General features: G+C 43.4%; 16 protein-coding genes. 12 read left to right on the top strand and 4 right to left on the bottom strand.

Annotated features, from left to right (window positions below; genetic code table 11):
- Positions 1–453: 453 nt before the first annotated feature.
- Complete coding sequence (locus tag DK187_RS06035; protein ID WP_111606446.1) at positions 454–1389, bottom strand: LysR substrate-binding domain-containing protein; 936 nt, start codon at positions 1387–1389, stop codon at positions 454–456.
- A gap of 104 nt (positions 1390–1493) precedes the next feature.
- Here DK187_RS06035 and DK187_RS06030 point away from each other — a divergent pair, with 104 nt between their 5' ends.
- Entirely contained in the window at positions 1494–2402 is a 909-nt protein-coding gene (locus DK187_RS06030) for a DMT family transporter (RefSeq protein WP_111606445.1), read from the top strand.
- Here DK187_RS06030 and DK187_RS06025 read toward each other — a convergent pair.
- Positions 2382–2999, bottom strand: coding sequence for a TetR/AcrR family transcriptional regulator (locus DK187_RS06025; protein ID WP_111606449.1), 618 nt, complete (start codon positions 2997–2999; stop codon positions 2382–2384). The genes DK187_RS06030 and DK187_RS06025 overlap by 21 nt on opposite strands.
- 118 nt (positions 3000–3117) lie before the next feature.
- Between DK187_RS06025 and DK187_RS06020 the strand changes: the two genes are divergently transcribed.
- On the top strand, positions 3118–5139 hold the full coding sequence (locus DK187_RS06020) for an NADPH-dependent 2,4-dienoyl-CoA reductase (protein ID WP_111606448.1): 2022 nt from the start codon (positions 3118–3120) through the stop codon (positions 5137–5139).
- A gap of 74 nt (positions 5140–5213) precedes the next feature.
- Here the strand turns inward: DK187_RS06020 and DK187_RS06015 are convergent, their stop codons facing one another.
- The gene (locus DK187_RS06015) at positions 5214–5567 is read right to left on the bottom strand and encodes a YkgJ family cysteine cluster protein (protein WP_111606444.1); all 354 of its coding nucleotides are present in this window, start codon (positions 5565–5567) and stop codon (positions 5214–5216) included.
- A 185-nt stretch (positions 5568–5752) separates the two neighbouring features.
- Between DK187_RS06015 and cls the strand changes: the two genes are divergently transcribed.
- Both cls and DK187_RS06005 read left to right on the top strand, forming a co-directional pair.
- Entirely contained in the window at positions 5753–7219 is a 1467-nt protein-coding gene (cls, locus tag DK187_RS06010; protein ID WP_111606443.1) for a cardiolipin synthase, read from the top strand.
- Between the two features lie 46 nt (positions 7220–7265).
- Positions 7266–8036, top strand: coding sequence for an endonuclease/exonuclease/phosphatase family protein (locus DK187_RS06005; protein WP_111606442.1), 771 nt, complete (start codon positions 7266–7268; stop codon positions 8034–8036).
- Between the two features lie 33 nt (positions 8037–8069).
- Here DK187_RS06005 and DK187_RS06000 read toward each other — a convergent pair whose 3' ends face one another.
- On the bottom strand, positions 8070–8588 hold the full coding sequence (locus tag DK187_RS06000) for a hypothetical protein (RefSeq protein ID WP_111606441.1): 519 nt from the start codon (positions 8586–8588) through the stop codon (positions 8070–8072).
- Positions 8589–8906: 318 nt separating this feature from the next.
- Here DK187_RS06000 and iscR point away from each other — a divergent pair, with 318 nt between their 5' ends.
- The 8 genes from iscR to DK187_RS05960 all read left to right on the top strand — a co-directional run bounded on the left by iscR (position 8907) and on the right by DK187_RS05960 (position 15635).
- Positions 8907–9395, top strand: a complete 489-nt coding sequence (gene iscR / locus DK187_RS05995) for a Fe-S cluster assembly transcriptional regulator IscR (protein WP_111606440.1) — start codon at positions 8907–8909, stop codon at positions 9393–9395.
- 74 nt (positions 9396–9469) lie between these two features.
- Entirely contained in the window at positions 9470–10906 is a 1437-nt protein-coding gene (sufB, locus tag DK187_RS05990) for a Fe-S cluster assembly protein SufB (RefSeq protein WP_111606439.1), read from the top strand.
- Between the two features lie 13 nt (positions 10907–10919).
- Positions 10920–11705 carry a Fe-S cluster assembly ATPase SufC gene (gene sufC, locus DK187_RS05985; RefSeq protein ID WP_111606438.1) on the top strand — a complete coding sequence of 262 codons (786 nt, stop codon included), beginning with the start codon at positions 10920–10922 and terminating at the stop codon, positions 11703–11705.
- A 3-nt stretch (positions 11706–11708) separates the two neighbouring features.
- Positions 11709–12968 carry a Fe-S cluster assembly protein SufD gene (gene sufD / locus DK187_RS05980; RefSeq protein WP_111606437.1) on the top strand — a complete coding sequence of 420 codons (1260 nt, stop codon included), beginning with the start codon at positions 11709–11711 and terminating at the stop codon, positions 12966–12968.
- Positions 12969–12979: 11 nt separating this feature from the next.
- Positions 12980–14197, top strand: a complete 1218-nt coding sequence (locus DK187_RS05975) for an aminotransferase class V-fold PLP-dependent enzyme (RefSeq protein ID WP_111606436.1) — start codon at positions 12980–12982, stop codon at positions 14195–14197.
- Positions 14198–14206: 9 nt separating this feature from the next.
- Entirely contained in the window at positions 14207–14557 is a 351-nt protein-coding gene (locus tag DK187_RS05970; protein WP_111606435.1) for a HesB/IscA family protein, read from the top strand.
- Between the two features lie 4 nt (positions 14558–14561).
- The gene (gene sufT, locus DK187_RS05965) at positions 14562–15092 is read left to right on the top strand and encodes a putative Fe-S cluster assembly protein SufT (protein ID WP_111606434.1); all 531 of its coding nucleotides are present in this window, start codon (positions 14562–14564) and stop codon (positions 15090–15092) included.
- Between the two features lie 117 nt (positions 15093–15209).
- Positions 15210–15635 carry a SufE family protein gene (locus tag DK187_RS05960; protein ID WP_111606433.1) on the top strand — a complete coding sequence of 142 codons (426 nt, stop codon included), beginning with the start codon at positions 15210–15212 and terminating at the stop codon, positions 15633–15635.
- Positions 15636–15673 lie beyond the last annotated feature (38 nt).

Genomic DNA, 15673 nt, shown 5'->3' with positions numbered 1-15673 from the left:
GTCGTCGTCAAGCTTTATATTAAGAGAAACCCCATCCTACTCAGTAGGGTGGGGTTTTTTCGTTTCAAGGACGTAACATGATCCTTCCCACGTGCGTGTGGGGCTCTTCATCACAGACAAGCATGTGATAATCCCGCAAGGGGATAAGCATAGGTCGTCATCAAGCTTTACATTTAAGAAGCCCTGATAGCGAACGCTGTCGGGGCTTTTTTTCGTCTCAAGGAAAGGGGACGAGGTGCATTATCATCACCCTGGTATTCGCTTCGCTTGCGCCTGTTTCGCACGCTCAACGCGTCAGCGCGAATCCAACACTAAGGCGTCGGGTGTGCATTTTTTATCAACGGTCTGATTTATCTAGGTTTTTGTCGATCATGGCTTTAGCCCGACAAGACGTGACGTACTGATATTATTCGCTGATTAGCTAACCGCCGAATCTGATGCTTGTGAAAGAGGCTAGAACCGAGGTAAAGAGTTAGCTTCTTCTTTCAGCCATTGTTTTAGATGTCTGATTGCGTCTTCATTTTTACGACTTTCTTTGTAAGCTAAATGAAAGTTGTCACCTGTTTTGAACGCCCTACATGGTAAACGCGTGAGCGGTGTCTCCTCGTACTTCTCATTCATCATATAGTCATTGACGAGTGCAATGCCGAGAGAGTGTTTTGCGGCTTCATATGCGAGCATGAGGTGACTAAAGCGGTGAAACTGTATTGTGCTTGGTAGTGGTTGCTTTAAATTTGCAAACCAGCGTCTCCAATCCTCTGTATGACTATCATAGATGCTATATGAGGTGATAAGTGGAAATTGTGCCAGTAAGCTTGGTGTTGTTTTTAGTTTGTCGCTCAATTCTTGAGTCGAGGTGATATTTAGTTTGTTTTTAATGGTTTCAAAATACTGGTGACTACATACTGGAAAAAGCTCCTCTTGATATAAAGATTCAAATAAGAACCCTCTTTTTTCTTTTTCAACGGTGATAAAAAAGTCTGCCGTTCTGTCTGATAAATCTGGAGAGTGGTGGCTCATTTCTATACTCAACTCTAAGCTTGGGTGTAGACGTTTAAGTTCTGGTAATCTGGGGATCAGCCAGTAGACGGCAAACGAGCTGTACACGGCCAGTCTTATATGTGTTTTTTGTACACCCTTCAGACGATTTGTGGCTTCGTTTATTTGCAGTAATGAGCTGCTGATGGCATCTAAATACTGCTTACCTTCTTTGGTGAGTTCTAGGTTTCTACCTTGGCGATGAAAAAGGCTTTCTCCTAGATAGTTTTCAAGAATTCTTATCTGGTGGGATACGGCGCTCTGGCTCACATTTAGCTCGTTGGCTGCTAATGAGAAGCTGTTAAGTCGAGCCACTGTCTCAAACACAGGTAGGGATTTTAAAGGCGTCATATTTATTATCCAAATAACTAATACTGAGTTTGAATATATCACTTTATCTAATGATGTAAACTTACTAAGCTACTGTGAATTTGAATACTTTGTAGGAGCGTTGTGTGTCGGGTCGTACCGTTAGTAGTGCTATTTTTGTATTAGTATTAGGCAGTTTTTTTGCTACCCTGTGTGACACTTTTATCAAAATGGCAGGCTCTGATGTGGCTATTTTTCAGTTCACTTTTCTGCGTGCTGTTTTTATGTGCCTTATTCTTTGTCCTATTGTGGCGTTTAGGTTTCGTCACTACGCAAAATCGACCGCTTTTTTAGGGCTAAAGCTTCATTTTATTCGCGGTAATATGTGGGTGTTGGCGGCTGTTTTATTGGTCCTTTCTTTGGCGGAACTATCATTGGCAACGGCTAATGCGGTGTTCTATACCGCCCCGATTTTTATTATGCTTTTGGGGGCTTTTTTCTATAAAGAGCGACTGACAGTGGATGTTGTGTTCGCCGCGGTTCTTGGCTTTATTGGTATTTTAGTGATACTGAGGCCGACAGAGGTTAGCTCTGGTATGGTGAGTGCCATTCTGTTTGCGATTGTGCTTGCTACAAATAGCTTGTTAATTAAGCGTCTACCGCAGCAACAAGATATGCTATATGGCTTATTCGTGACCCAGCTCTTTGCGTTGCCGTTGGCTGGAGGATTGGCTTTTTGGGAGGGGGCTGCGTTTCAGTTGGATGTATTAATGTATTCGGCTTTGTCGTCGATATGCTCGATTTTATATAGCGTGTCGTGTCTAGTCGGGTATCGATATGTTGCATCAAGTCAGGTAACCAGTGCTGAGTATTCTGGATTGATTTTTGCTTTCCTGATTGGTTGGTGGGTATTTGGTGAAGCGCCAGATTTAGGTTTGTTTATTGGTTCTTTTTTCGTTATAGCGCCTTTGCTTTATTTGAGTCATAAGGACATTAGACGCTTACGGAAGGAGCAGTTGTTGTCTAATACCCGATCAAATTTGGGAGCTGGTTGAAGGATTTGAGCAAAGGTTTTTAATCATTTGCTCAATCATTTCCGAAAGATCAGCTTGGTCTAGGTAGATACCATCTATAAAGAGCCTAGCCAGCCCATGTAGACTTGCCCATGTGGTTTGTCCAATTCTTAATGCGGTATTGTTTTTTGGCAATACGTTTTCTGCTTGCAATGTTTCAACCCAGTCAATCCATGCTTTAAAGGTCTGTTTAGAGGCTTTTTTTAGTGAATCGCTTGGTGTGCCAGCTTTCCATAATGTCCTACCGTACATGAGATCGTAGGTTTCACTGTGTTGAAGGGCATACTCAACGTAAGCGCATACGTAATTCCTAAAGCTTTCTTCAGCACTAATTTTTTGCGCTTTTAAGGCATTCAATATGCCTTCTTGCTCATAAAAACCTTTTTCAGCTAGAGCACATAGTAAGGCGTTTTTATCTTTGAAATGATGATACGGCGCCGTTCTTGAGACACCGACGGTGTCAGCTAACTTGCGCATACTAAGACTTTCTACGCCTTGTTCTTTGATAATGAAAGAGGCGGATTCCAGTAAAGATTTAGTGAGATCACCATGGTGATACTGTGTTTTAAATGTTGACATGTACCGATTAAATACTTGTATCTTGACAATGTCAAAATGAATATCTATCTTGACAGTGTCAAAATTGCATGCGGGCAGCTGCAATACCAAAAAATAATAAACAAAGTGAGTCATGATTATGAGCCATTCAACGTATCCACATTTATTTGAACCATTAGATCTAGGATTTACTCAGCTAAAAAATCGAGTGCTGATGGGATCGATGCATTTAGGTTTAGAGGAAGTAAAGGGCGGAATCGAGAGAATGGCTGTATTTTATGCAGAGCGTGCTCGTGGCGGGGTTGGGCTGATCGTTACGGGCGGCATTGCACCTAATTCTGAAGGTGCTGTTTACGCAGGTGCAGCAAAAATGGCTTCTGAAGAAGATGTTGAAAAACATCGAATCATTACCGATGCGGTGCACGCAGAGGGTGGAAAAATATGCATGCAAATCTTACATACGGGCCGATATGCTTATAATCCAAAACTGGTTGCACCATCAGCCTTGCAGGCGCCGATTAATCCCTTTAAGCCTGAGGCGTTAACTCCAGAAGGCATTGAAAAGCAAATATCTGATTTTATCAATGCGGCTACTTTAGCTAAAAAAGCGGGTTATGACGGTGTTGAAGTGATGGGATCCGAAGGCTATCTGTTGAACCAATTTATTGCCTCTCGTACAAACCAACGTGAGGACGAGTGGGGTGGAGAGTACGATCACAGAATCAAGTTACCAACAGACATAGTGAGACGAATTCGAGAAGCAGTAGGCAGTGATTTTATTATTATCTACCGACTGTCAATGTTGGATCTTGTTGAGGGGGGAAGTGATCTTGAAGAAGTGGTGAAACTTGGCCTTGCCATCGAAAAAGCTGGTGCCAGTATTATAAGTACGGGGATTGGTTGGCACGAAGCGAGAGTACCGACGATTGCTACCAAGGTGCCACGAGCGGCATTCACTTGGGTAACGGCGGAACTGCGTAAATCTTTATCTGTGCCTTTGGTCACCTCTAATCGAATTAATACGCCTGAAGTGGCAGAGCAGGTTCTGGCTCGTGGTGATGCGGATATTGTGTCTATGGCGAGGCCTTTCCTTGCCGATCCTGAGTTCGTTGTAAAAGCAGAGCAAAATCGTGCCGACGAAATCAATACCTGCATTGCTTGTAACCAAGCCTGTTTGGATCATGTGTTTGATCAAAAAATGACGTCTTGTTTGGTCAATCCAAGAGCATGCCATGAGACAGAGATCATGATCACACCAGTTGATTCTCCTAAGCGTATTGCCGTTGTTGGTGCTGGCCCTGCTGGTTTAGCGTTTGCAACCACGGCAGCAAGACGCGGTCATATAGTTACTTTATATGATGCAGGCGATGAAATTGGTGGGCAATTTAATATCGCCAAACGCATTCCCGGTAAAGGCGAGTTTTATGAAACTTTGCGATATTTTGCGCGTCAGGTAGAACTGACAGGCGTTAATCTTAAGTTGAATACTCGTGTGGATGGCGAGTTATTGAAGAGAGAGGGATTCGATGAGGTAGTATTGGCAACAGGGATTTTACCAAGATCGCCTGATATTGACGGAATAGATCATCAAAAAGTGCTGAGCTACTTAGATGTGATGAATGGTCTCCCTGTTGGTAAACGAGTTGCCGTTATTGGTGCTGGAGGCATTGGTTTTGATATCAGCGAGTATTTAATTCATTCTGCAGCCCATAAAGAACAAAAAATTGAAGACTTCATGACCCAGTGGGGCGTGGACATGAGCTTTACAGCCCGTGGAGGCGTGGAAGGAATCAAGCCTGTGTTTGCAAAAGCTGAGCGCGAGGTTTTCTTATTACAACGTAAGAAAAGCAAGGTGGGAGCGAACTTGGGTAAAACGACAGGCTGGATTCATCGTACCGAATTGTCGAAAAAAGGCGTCGTCTTTTTGTCAGACTGTGATTATCAGCGTATTGATGATGAAGGACTGCATTTAACCGTAAATGGTGAAGCTCGTTGCCTTGACGTAGATACGGTTGTTGTGTGCGCAGGGCAAGAACCAAATCGATTATTAGAGCGCGAAATAGGTCATGCGGTGCACTTTATCGGTGGTGCTGATGTGGCTTCTGAACTGGATGCGAAGCGAGCTATTAAGCAAGGTACCTTGCTGGCTTGCTCGTTATAATTAGGTAAAAGACTTATAGAGTGATGGTTAGCGATATTGATTCATCACTCTCGTTATTTATTAAACTCGGATATTTACACTAATACTTGCCTAGTCGTGGCAATGTAGTAATGAACTTGGTCTTCAATGTCAGAATCAACCATGGTTTCTGGAGCACAATCATTAGGGCAGGCCATTTTGGGAGTGGTGCCGAAAAGTCGGCAGATTAGCGGGCGTTCATCGTACACCTCGCAACCATTCGGCCCTAAGTGGACGCAATTAAGCTCTTCTAAAGCGGCGTCATGCTCTGCATTTGATTTAACGGGTAGACGTAACATTTCTTCCGAAGAAGCGGTGACAGGCCCGCAACAATCGTGACAGCCCAGTTTGCATTTGAAGGTGGGAATTCGCTCACGTAGGCGTGCAATAATGTCTCGGTCATTGGTCATGTGTTTATGCCTTTGGGTCGCTGTTTTAGTATTATTGCTGATATCTTGAGCTTAATTTTTGCCCGAATATCTCGTAATCTTTTTGTAAATCACTTTATCTCGTTGATTAATGGTGTAACTTATCACATATAAAATAGTTGATAAAAGTAACGATTATTGGCAGCACAATATTAGAGTTGGAGTTTATGCTGGTATTAGAAGCATTGTTTGAATGGATTAGCTTTCACTGGGTAACTATCATCGTCGTGTTGCATATTGGTTTGTCATTTATGACATCCTTGCATGTGCTACTGTTCAAAGAAAACGAGCGTACATCACTTGCTTGGATTGGTCTTGTTATATTTTCCCCTGTGTTGGGCAGTTTGTTTTATTGGTTGTTTGGGATAAATCGTATCCAGCGCCTAGCGAAAAGAGAGCATCCTCAAACGCTTAAACGAGACTTTCGATCTCAAGAAAACCCTATTAATTTTCATCAACTTCCTGAAAACTGGCATTCATCAATCATTGCAGGGTACGCCATTAACCCTATAAATTATCTTGCTGCTAACAGCGTTGAGCCTCTTGTAAATGGTGATAATGCTTACCCAGAGATGATCCAATCGATCCAATCTGCAACGCATTATATTATTCTATCAAGTTACATATTTGATTATGATTCACTTGGGCGTCAGTTCGTTAAGGCGTTAGTGCAAGCGCAGCAGCGAGGCGTTGTTGTAAAGGTCTTATTGGATGGAATCGGTATTGGCTATAGTTGGCGTAAATCAGATCGAGCGTTAAAAAAAAGAGGTGTGGAAACGGCTCGTTTTTTACCCGCCTTATCACTGTCGGGCACTCGCTTTATTAATTTAAGAAACCACAGAAAGATACTTTGTGTAGATGGTGAAGAAGCTTATATTGGTGGTATGAATGTCAGTAAAAATAACTTAGTTAATGCAGCAAAACATCCGATTGATGATGTCCATTTTAAAGTGACAGGCCCCGTTATTGATCAGATCAGTCAGGTCTTTGTAGAAGATTGGTTTTTTGCTACAGGCGAGTTAATTCAATTCCCGTCCTACAATACGCGCAACAACCTAGACAGTACGGAGCAAGAGAAGAATAAAACTGTTGTTGCGCGAGTCATTCAAGATGGCCCGGATGAACACCATAATAGGATACGCTGGACATTAATTAACGCATTGGTTTGTGCACAAAAAAGCGTCAAAATCATGACCCCTTATTTTATACCAGATCAAACATTAATGACGTCGCTTCACGCCACGGCCTTACGTGGTGTAGCTGTTGAAATTATAGTACCGGAACACAGCAACATCCCTTTTGTAGATTGGGTGATGGAAGCCAATTTCATGAGGATCATGGAACACGGTGTTCAGATATACAAAAACAAAAGACCTTTTGATCACAGTAAAATAGTCCTTATTGATGATGTTTGGTCATTTATCGGTTCCACTAATTGGGACGCTAGAAGCTTAGCGTTTAACTTTGAAATCAACTTAGAATGTTTCGATAGGCGTCTTAATGCACAACTTACCGAATTGTTTGTTGCAAAAAAACATAATGCGGAGCTCGTGTTAGAGGAAGATATTAAGAAATTGCCTATTTATAAGAAAATTCGCAATAACTTGTTTCGTTTGTTTTCACCGTATTTGTAGCGATGTCAGTAGCTCGTCGTTACGATTTTCTTAAAGGCCATTTTCCATGATGAAAAATCGTTATTGTGCTGTTGAGTCGTTAAAAATTATGGGTAATGCATCGAAACAGGCGATAGGGCCAGATATCAAGGTATTGTTGTGGAATGTCTTTAAATGTAAACGAAAGGGCTGGCAGAATGATTTTACTTCTCTTATTGGTGATAAAGATTTAATCCTCTTGCAAGAAGCCATTCTAAACTCGCCCTTTGACGGAATGTTTCACCATTCTTCGCAACATCAGTGGATTATGGCGAGCAGCTTTAAAAACGTGAAGTCTAACATTGAAACGGGTGTTAAAACCGGATCAAGCGTTATGGCAAATAAGCATTTTTTTTCAGCATCTACTCATAGTGAACCTATTACTAAAACTAAAAAAATGGTGTTAGCGACCGAGTATCCGTTAGCAAGTACAACAGAACCTACCCTTGAGCAGTCGTTGCTCGTTATCAATACTCACATGATTAACTTTGTTTCCTTCGAAAAGTTTAGAGCGCATCTTGATCAAGCTTTTCAGGCTCTAGACCATCATAGTGGTCCGATATTGTTGGCCGGTGACTTTAATACTTGGAACAAAAAAAGAATGCAGTATTTTGATGAACTTGCCACGGCATCTTCGTTAAAAGAGGTGAAGATGATGCGTCAGCCGAGGCTAAACCATTTGTTACGGCACTTAGATCATATTTACTGTCGTGGATTAGGCGTTGTTGACGTGCATGTTCACATAGATATCCATTCTTCTGATCATTACCCAATCAGTTTGTCGCTTCGTACGGTATAGTTTTTTAACTCTCCGCCTTCTAGCGTATGTTGTTTACTGACTCTTTTCGTTTGGCTCGCCAGTTTTGAGTAGCTTCAATAAATCTTCTCTTTTTATGCTGCCTTTTAGTGCGAGATCTAATTGATATTGGTATTCATCGTTCCAGTCTGTTGTCCTAGGACTGAGTGCTGATAAGTCGCTCATGGCGGATTTCATGACTTTTAGGTAAGCCTGAATATTTTGTTCTTGGTTGATTAAGATGTTTTTTAGAGCCGTTGCACTACTGTGTCTTAGATAGAGCTTTAGCGTTTCGTTTTGCTCTTTTATGGCTTTTATGTCCATATCTTGTTGAGAGAGTGTTTTTTGTATGTTGAGTAATTGCTCCTCGTGAGTACTCAATTTTGTGACGGTTTCGATACCCTCTTGGGATTGAAGTAGGAAGTAAGTGACGCCAGAAGAGGCACATACACTCAATAGAAAACAGGATAAAAAAGCGACTATAGGCATTTTGCTTTTTTTGGGGGTGGGCTCTTCTACTTCCACTTTTTTCTCGACAATAGGTTTTTGCGGCATAATTAACCCTCCTTACTTCCGTTATACGATGATTTTATAGTGTGCTTTTTTATATAAAAAGAACACGTTTTTTCTCTTTTCTTGTATCGGTTTTGTCTTAGTAACACACGCGGTGTGCTCTGTTAATGCTCTCAATTATTTTTATGCTGGCCTTTAGAGACGCATTCAGCGGTTTAGTTTTTGTCCCAGTACACGTAAAATACGGCCGCATGGTAAGAGGGACTAATAACCTACTAAAATAGTCAGGTAAATACTTGATCAAAACAGTAGGTTTTGTGTACTATTCATACTCACAGAATAATCTAAAGTGGATAGTTTATGCGCCTGACAACAAAAGGTCGTTATGCGGTAACCGCCATGCTTGATTTGGCATTGCATTCGGATAAAGGGCCGGTGTCCTTGTCGGATATTTCGAATCGACAGGGAATATCATTATCTTATCTGGAGCAGTTATTTTCTAAGCTCCGTAAGAAAGCATTGGTAAACAGTGTTCGAGGCCCTGGTGGCGGTTATCGTCTGAGCCGTTCTCATCATGATATTTTTGTTGCGCAAATAGTCGATGCTGTTAATGAGTCGGTAGACGCAACGGGCTGCAAAGGCCGAAGTGATTGTCAAAGCGGTAATACTTGCCTTACCCATCATTTATGGTGTGATTTAAGTGATCAAATACACGATTTTTTAAATCAAATTAGCTTAGAGCAGCTTGTGCGTCGCAATGATGTACGTCAAGTGGCTGAGCGACAAGATCTTGAGAGCCGACAACGTAGTCTTCAAAATGACAAAATTAGTGCGGCCATTGTTGATTAAATAGAAAATAAATTAGTAGAGCTTAATGCGCTGATTCACAGTGTATTAGTGGCTATAATTGAGTGAGTTTTTATATGACTGAGCAGATAGATAAGGCGCTGGCACGGGAGTACGAAGCAGGTTTTGTGTCTGATGTAGAATCAGAGACATTTGAGCCAGGTTTGGATGAAAGTGTCATCCGACGTATTTCTGAAATGAAAGGTGAGCCTGAATGGATGCTCGAATGGCGCCTGAGCGCATTTCGTGAATGGTTGGAAATGGAAGAGCCAGAATGGGCTTTAGTCGATTACCCAAAAATAGATTTCCAGTCTATTTCTTACTATTCGGCTCCAAAAAGTATGAAAGACAAGCCTAAGTCTTTGGACGAGGTGGATCCGGAACTACTGCGTACTTATGAAAAACTTGGTATTCCTTTGATAGAGCAGCAAATGTTGGCCGGTATCGCGGTTGATGCGGTATTTGACTCTGTCTCTGTTGTAACGACATTCCGTGAGAAACTAGAGGAAGCGGGTGTTATATTTTGCCCAATTTCTGAAGCGCTGCACAAATATCCAGACCTTGTTAAAAAGTACATCGGTAGCGTTGTGCCTAAGAAAGACAACTATTATGCGGCGTTGAATTGTGCTGTGTTTACGGATGGCTCTTTTGTTTATATTCCTAAAGGCACGCGATGCCCTATGGAATTGTCTACTTATTTTCGTATCAATGAGCAAAATACCGGGCAATTCGAGCGCACACTGATTATCGCAGATGAAGGTAGTCACGTGAGTTATCTTGAAGGTTGTACTGCGCCACAACGTGATGAAAATCAGCTGCATGCGGCGGTAGTAGAACTCGTTGCCATGGATAACGCTGAGATTAAATACTCAACGGTGCAAAACTGGTATCCAGGTGACGAGAACGGTAAAGGTGGTATTTACAACTTTGTCACCAAGCGCGGTATTTGTCATACCAACGCTAAGATTTCTTGGACGCAAGTCGAGACAGGTTCTTCGGTCACTTGGAAGTACCCAAGCTGCATTTTGAAAGGCGATAACAGTGTAGGCGAGTTCTACTCAGTTGCTTTGACGCGTGGTCGTCAGCAAGCAGACACTGGCACTAAGATGATCCATATCGGTAAGAATACAAAATCCACCATTATCTCTAAAGGTATTTCGGCAGGAAGAAGTAACAACAGTTACCGTGGGCTTGTTCGTATGAATCCAGGTGCCGAAGGCGCACGTAACTTCACCCAGTGTGACTCTTTGTTGATTGGTGACCAGTGTGGCGCGCACACTTTCCCCTACGTGGAAAGTCGTAACCCATCAGCCATTATTGAGCATGAAGCGACGACCTCTAAGGTCAGTGATGAGCAGATGTTCTTGTGTCGTCAGCGTGGCCTCGATCCTGAAAAAGCCGTCTCCATGATTGTGAATGGCTTCTGTAAAGAAGTATTCAAAGAATTACCAATGGAATTTGCCGTTGAAGCGGGCAAGTTACTAGAAATAAGCCTTGAAGGCTCAGTAGGTTAAGGAATTATTAAAGATGTCGAACACGAAAAGTTTGTTGACGATAAAAGATTTGCACGCCAGCGTTGAAGAAAAACAAATCATCAAAGGGTTGGATTTAGACATCAAGCCGGGTGAAGTGCACGCAATAATGGGACCAAACGGTGCTGGTAAAAGTACCCTTGGCTATGTTTTGTCTGGTCGTGATGGTTACAGTGTAGACAGTGGTAGCGTGACGCTTGATGGCGAAGATTTACTGGATATGGAGACGGAAGATCGTGCTCGCGCAGGGTTGTTCTTGGCGTTCCAATATCCAGTCGAAATTCCTGGTGTCAGCAACTTAGAATTCTTAAAAGCGTCGGTGGATGCACAGCGTCAAGCCCGTGGTGAAGACGCCATTACCTCTGCGGATTTCTTGAAAGAAGCGAAAGCGGCGTGTAAGCAAGTTAACTTGCCAGTGGCTTTCTTGAAGCGTGGTGTTAACGAAGGTTTCTCCGGTGGCGAGAAAAAACGTAATGAGCTAATGCAGATGTTATTGCTTAAACCAAAGCTTTGCATTCTAGATGAAACAGATTCTGGTTTGGATATTGACGCTCTGCAGATAGTGGCAGAGGGTGTGAATAGCCAACGTTCCGCAGATCGCAGTTTTATTGTTGTGACCCATTATCAACGTCTTTTGGATTACATTAAGCCTGACTTTGTGCATGTATTGTCTGACGGTAAAATCGTTAAGAGTGGTGATGCTTCCCTTGCGCTTGAGTTAGAAGCTCAAGGTTATGCTTGGTTGCAGAAAGAGCCAGTTGAAGACGAACTTGAGGGGTAACGCATGAGTGAATGGTTAGAAAGCGCCATTGCTCGAGCGCAAGGTATCAATGATTGGCTTGCGCCAAAGCGAGCTCACGCACTGGAACTTTTAGCAAATACTAAGTGGCCAACGCGTAAAACGGAAGCGTGGCGTTATACGCCTTTGCGCCCTGTAGAGCGTACGCAAGCAAAAGTCATTACCGATAAAGTTGAGTTGCTTCCGGTTGCCATTGCGGATTTATCTGCGATTGAATTGGTCTTTGTTAATGGTCAGTTTGACCAAACCCAATTAGCGAAAACCTTGCCTGAAGGTGTGTCCATTTCCTTGGGTGGTGATTTAGATACGGCGCAACAAGCAGAAGCACTACATGCATTTTCGACTATTAAGCCAGAGCGTCACATTTTCGGTTTGGTTAACGACGCACTAGCACAGGATGTCGTGGTGGTGACGGTGGCGGAAGGGGTTGAGATTACTCAACCGATTCGTATTAGCTCTTTGTTGAGTCAAGGCGCGGAATCCCATACTCGTGTGCAAGTTACTTTGGCAGCGGGCTCGCGATTAACCGTGATTGAAGATGTCCAAGCCCAAGGCGATAGTTTTAATACCGCGTTTGTTGAATACAAGGTCGCTGCGAATGCTAGTCTAGAACATTATCGCTTTGCTCTACAGACAGGCAGTAATGTTTCCATTGGTGGTAGCCATTTCAACTTGCATGACCATGCTAAAATGCACAGTACCCTTGTGGGTTTTGGTAGTGAGCTGTCTCGTTTAGACACAGACATTATTCATGCGGGTGAGTTTGCCGATGCCAAGCTTAATGCCATGTATTTGTTAGATGGAAAAGAGCTGTTTGATCTGCATGCGACGGTTGAGCATGCCATGCCCAATGGCAAAACTGAAGAGAATGTGCGTTGTATCGTAGCCGATCGTTCTCGCGCTATTTTTAATGGTCGTATTCATATTCACCGTGATGCACAGAAAACCTTGGCAGAGCTAAATAACCGCAACTTGCTGTTATCCGATAAAGCCGAGATCAATACTAAGCCAGAGTTAGAAATATACGCTGACGATGTGAAATGTGCTCATGGGGCAACGGTAGCTCAGATTGATAAGCAAGCTTTGTATTATTTGCAGACTCGCGGTGTAAGCCGCTCGAAGGCGCAAGTGATGCTCAACTTTGGCTTTATTAATGAGTTGATTGATTTAATGCCAAATGCGGCGTTAGCGGAGTGGATTCGTCCTATTATCCGTGAACGATTTGCGCAAATGGAAGTGAAATAAGCGAGAAAACGATGAGTTTTGATGTAGCCGCTATCCGTAAGCAGTTTCCGATTTTAAAGCGAGAGATTGATGGGAAACCTTTGATATACCTCGATAATGCAGCGACGACGCAAAAGCCGCAATGTGTGATTGATGCTTTGGTGGATTACTATTCGACCTGTAATTCTAATGTGCATCGTGGTGCCCATCGTCTTGCTGATGAAGCGACACGTCGCTTTGAGGATGCGCGCGACATCGTAAAAAACTTCATTAATGCGCCAAAACGTGAAGAAGTGATTTGGACGACGGGCACTACCGAGGCGATTAATATTGTCGCTAATGGTTTGGCTTCTTTGTTGTTGCCGGGCGATGAAGTGATCGCAACAGGCATGGATCATCACGCCAACCTTGTGACATGGCAACAAGCCTGTAAAGCTTCTGGTGCGATTTTAAGAACCGTTCCGGTAACGGATATGGGGGAATTGGATCAGGCGGCTTATGACGACATGTTGAACGAACGTACTAAGTTCGTTGCTTTTCCTCATGTCTCCAATGCATTGGGAACAGTAAACCCAATTAAAGATATGACAGCAAAAGCCAAGCAGTTTGGCGCTTTGGTTCTAGTGGATGGTGCTCAAGGTGCCGCTCATGGTCATGTTGATGTGCAAGACATAGGTTGTGATTTTTATGCCTTTTCTGGGCATAAGATTTACGGACCAATGGGTGTCGGTGTGCTCTGGGGCAAAGAGTCAGTTCTCGCTGAGTGGCCTGTTTGGCGCACCGGCGGCGAGATGATTTCTACGGTGACTTTGCAAGACGCAACTTGGAACGTTTTGCCTTATCGTTTTGAGGCAGGTACGCCTAATGTGGGCGATGCGATTGCGATGGCGGAAGCGATTCGTTGGTTTAGTGCATTAGATCAAGAGGCTGTTGCGGCTCATGAGAAAGCCTTGTTGGACCATGCAACTGAGCTTGCTGAGCAGTTTGAAGGTTTGACAATAATTGGGACTGCCAAAGAAAAAATTGGCGTGTTGAGCTTTGTGATGGATCAGGGGCACCCTGCTGATATCGGGTTCTTGTTGGATCGTCAGGGGATTGCTGTTCGTACGGGTGATCATTGTGCGCAACCACTGATGGCGCGCTTTAATGTGCCAGGTACAGCACGCGCATCGTTTGCGATTTATAATACATTAGAAGAAGTTGACGCTTTGTTTGTGGCACTGAAAAAAGTGCAAACAATGCTGGCTTAGGAGGTTTCAATGACAGTAACAACGTTTGATCCTGTCTCTAGCGTGTCTTTAACCGCTTCTGCACAGAAATATTTTGCCTCTAAATTGGTTAAGCAGCCTGGCAAGTTGATTCGATTGAGCACGAAAGAGAGTGGCTGTACGGGGTTTTCTTATGTGCTGGATATTGTTGATACCGCCTTAGGTGACGATACCGTATTAGAGTTTGGTAACGTGATACTTGCTGTGGATTCACACTCTGTTGCCATGTTGAAGGGCACAGAGATTGACTTAGTGCGCGAGGGCGTTAACGAAGTTGTGAAGTTTAAAAACCCTAACGTTGTAGCAGAGTGTGGCTGTGGCGAAAGCTTTAGTGTGAGTTAACTTCATGCAAAAAATGGTAGTAACAAATCGTGCCTGTCCAGCACGACGAGTACCAAGTGGCGAGCCGGTTAGTATTCCAGAAGGTCAGTTTATTACGATCAATCAGAGTTTGGGTGGCAACTATACCGTCACTTGGCAAGGTAATATGCTGCGCATAGACGGTACCGACGCGGAGGCCATTGGTCAGCAACCAGAGGTCTTGGATTTTGAAGATCTTGGTACTGGTCAGATCAGTAAAGACCAAGTCTGGCAGGCGTTAGATACTATTTACGATCCGGAGATTCCGATCAGCTTGGTTTCTTTAGGTTTGGTATACAAGGTAACGCTCGATCAAGACGCCAAGACGGTTTTGATTAATATGACGCTGACAGCGCCTGGTTGTGGAATGGGGCCTGTGTTGGTGGGTGATGTAAAATATCGTGTCGCTAAAGTGCCCAACGTTGATTCGGTCAAAGTTGACCTGGTGTTTGACCCTCCTTGGTCACGAGAAATGATGAGTGAAGAAGCGCAATTGGAAGCAGGTCTTTTCTTCTGATGTCTTTTTGGGGATAGTTTCGGTCATTCGCTAAAATCGAATACAATAAGAAACGGCCTTGGCATATAGCCAAAGCCGTTTTTGTTTTAATAGGCTTGATGAAAAAAGAGGGTAGTCATGGCTTTACCTAGTACGGAAGATATCGTTGACGATCTGTCGTTCTTTGACGATTGGGAAGATAAATATAAGTACATTATAGATTTGGGGAAGTCATTGCCTGAGTTTGATGAAGTGTGGCGTACGCCGGAGCGTCTAGTGAAAGGGTGCCAGAGCAGTGTTTGGATTCAGCCGGGTAGTGATCAAGATGCGATAAAAGGTGAAGTGCTTACGTTTGCCGTAGACAGTGATGCTATTATCGTTCGTGGTTTATTGGGGTTGGTGCTTGCAGCGCTGGACCACAAAACACCGCAAGAAATTTTAGATTTCGACATTACAGCGTATTTTGAAGAGTTGGATCTTGAAAGACATTTGAGTCCGACTCGTGGTAACGGTTTGCGTTCCATTGTCGGTCGCATAAAAGGTATCGCTCAGGCGGCGGCTTAACTCTGAGCTGTTGAACTATCGGCTTATGCGTACCTGTT

The organism is Marinomonas arctica (assembly GCF_003259225.1).
GTDB lineage: Bacteria > Pseudomonadota > Gammaproteobacteria > Pseudomonadales > Marinomonadaceae > Marinomonas > Marinomonas arctica.
Note: the sequence above shows the minus strand (reverse complement) of the source record. Positions and strands in the feature narration are given on the sequence as shown.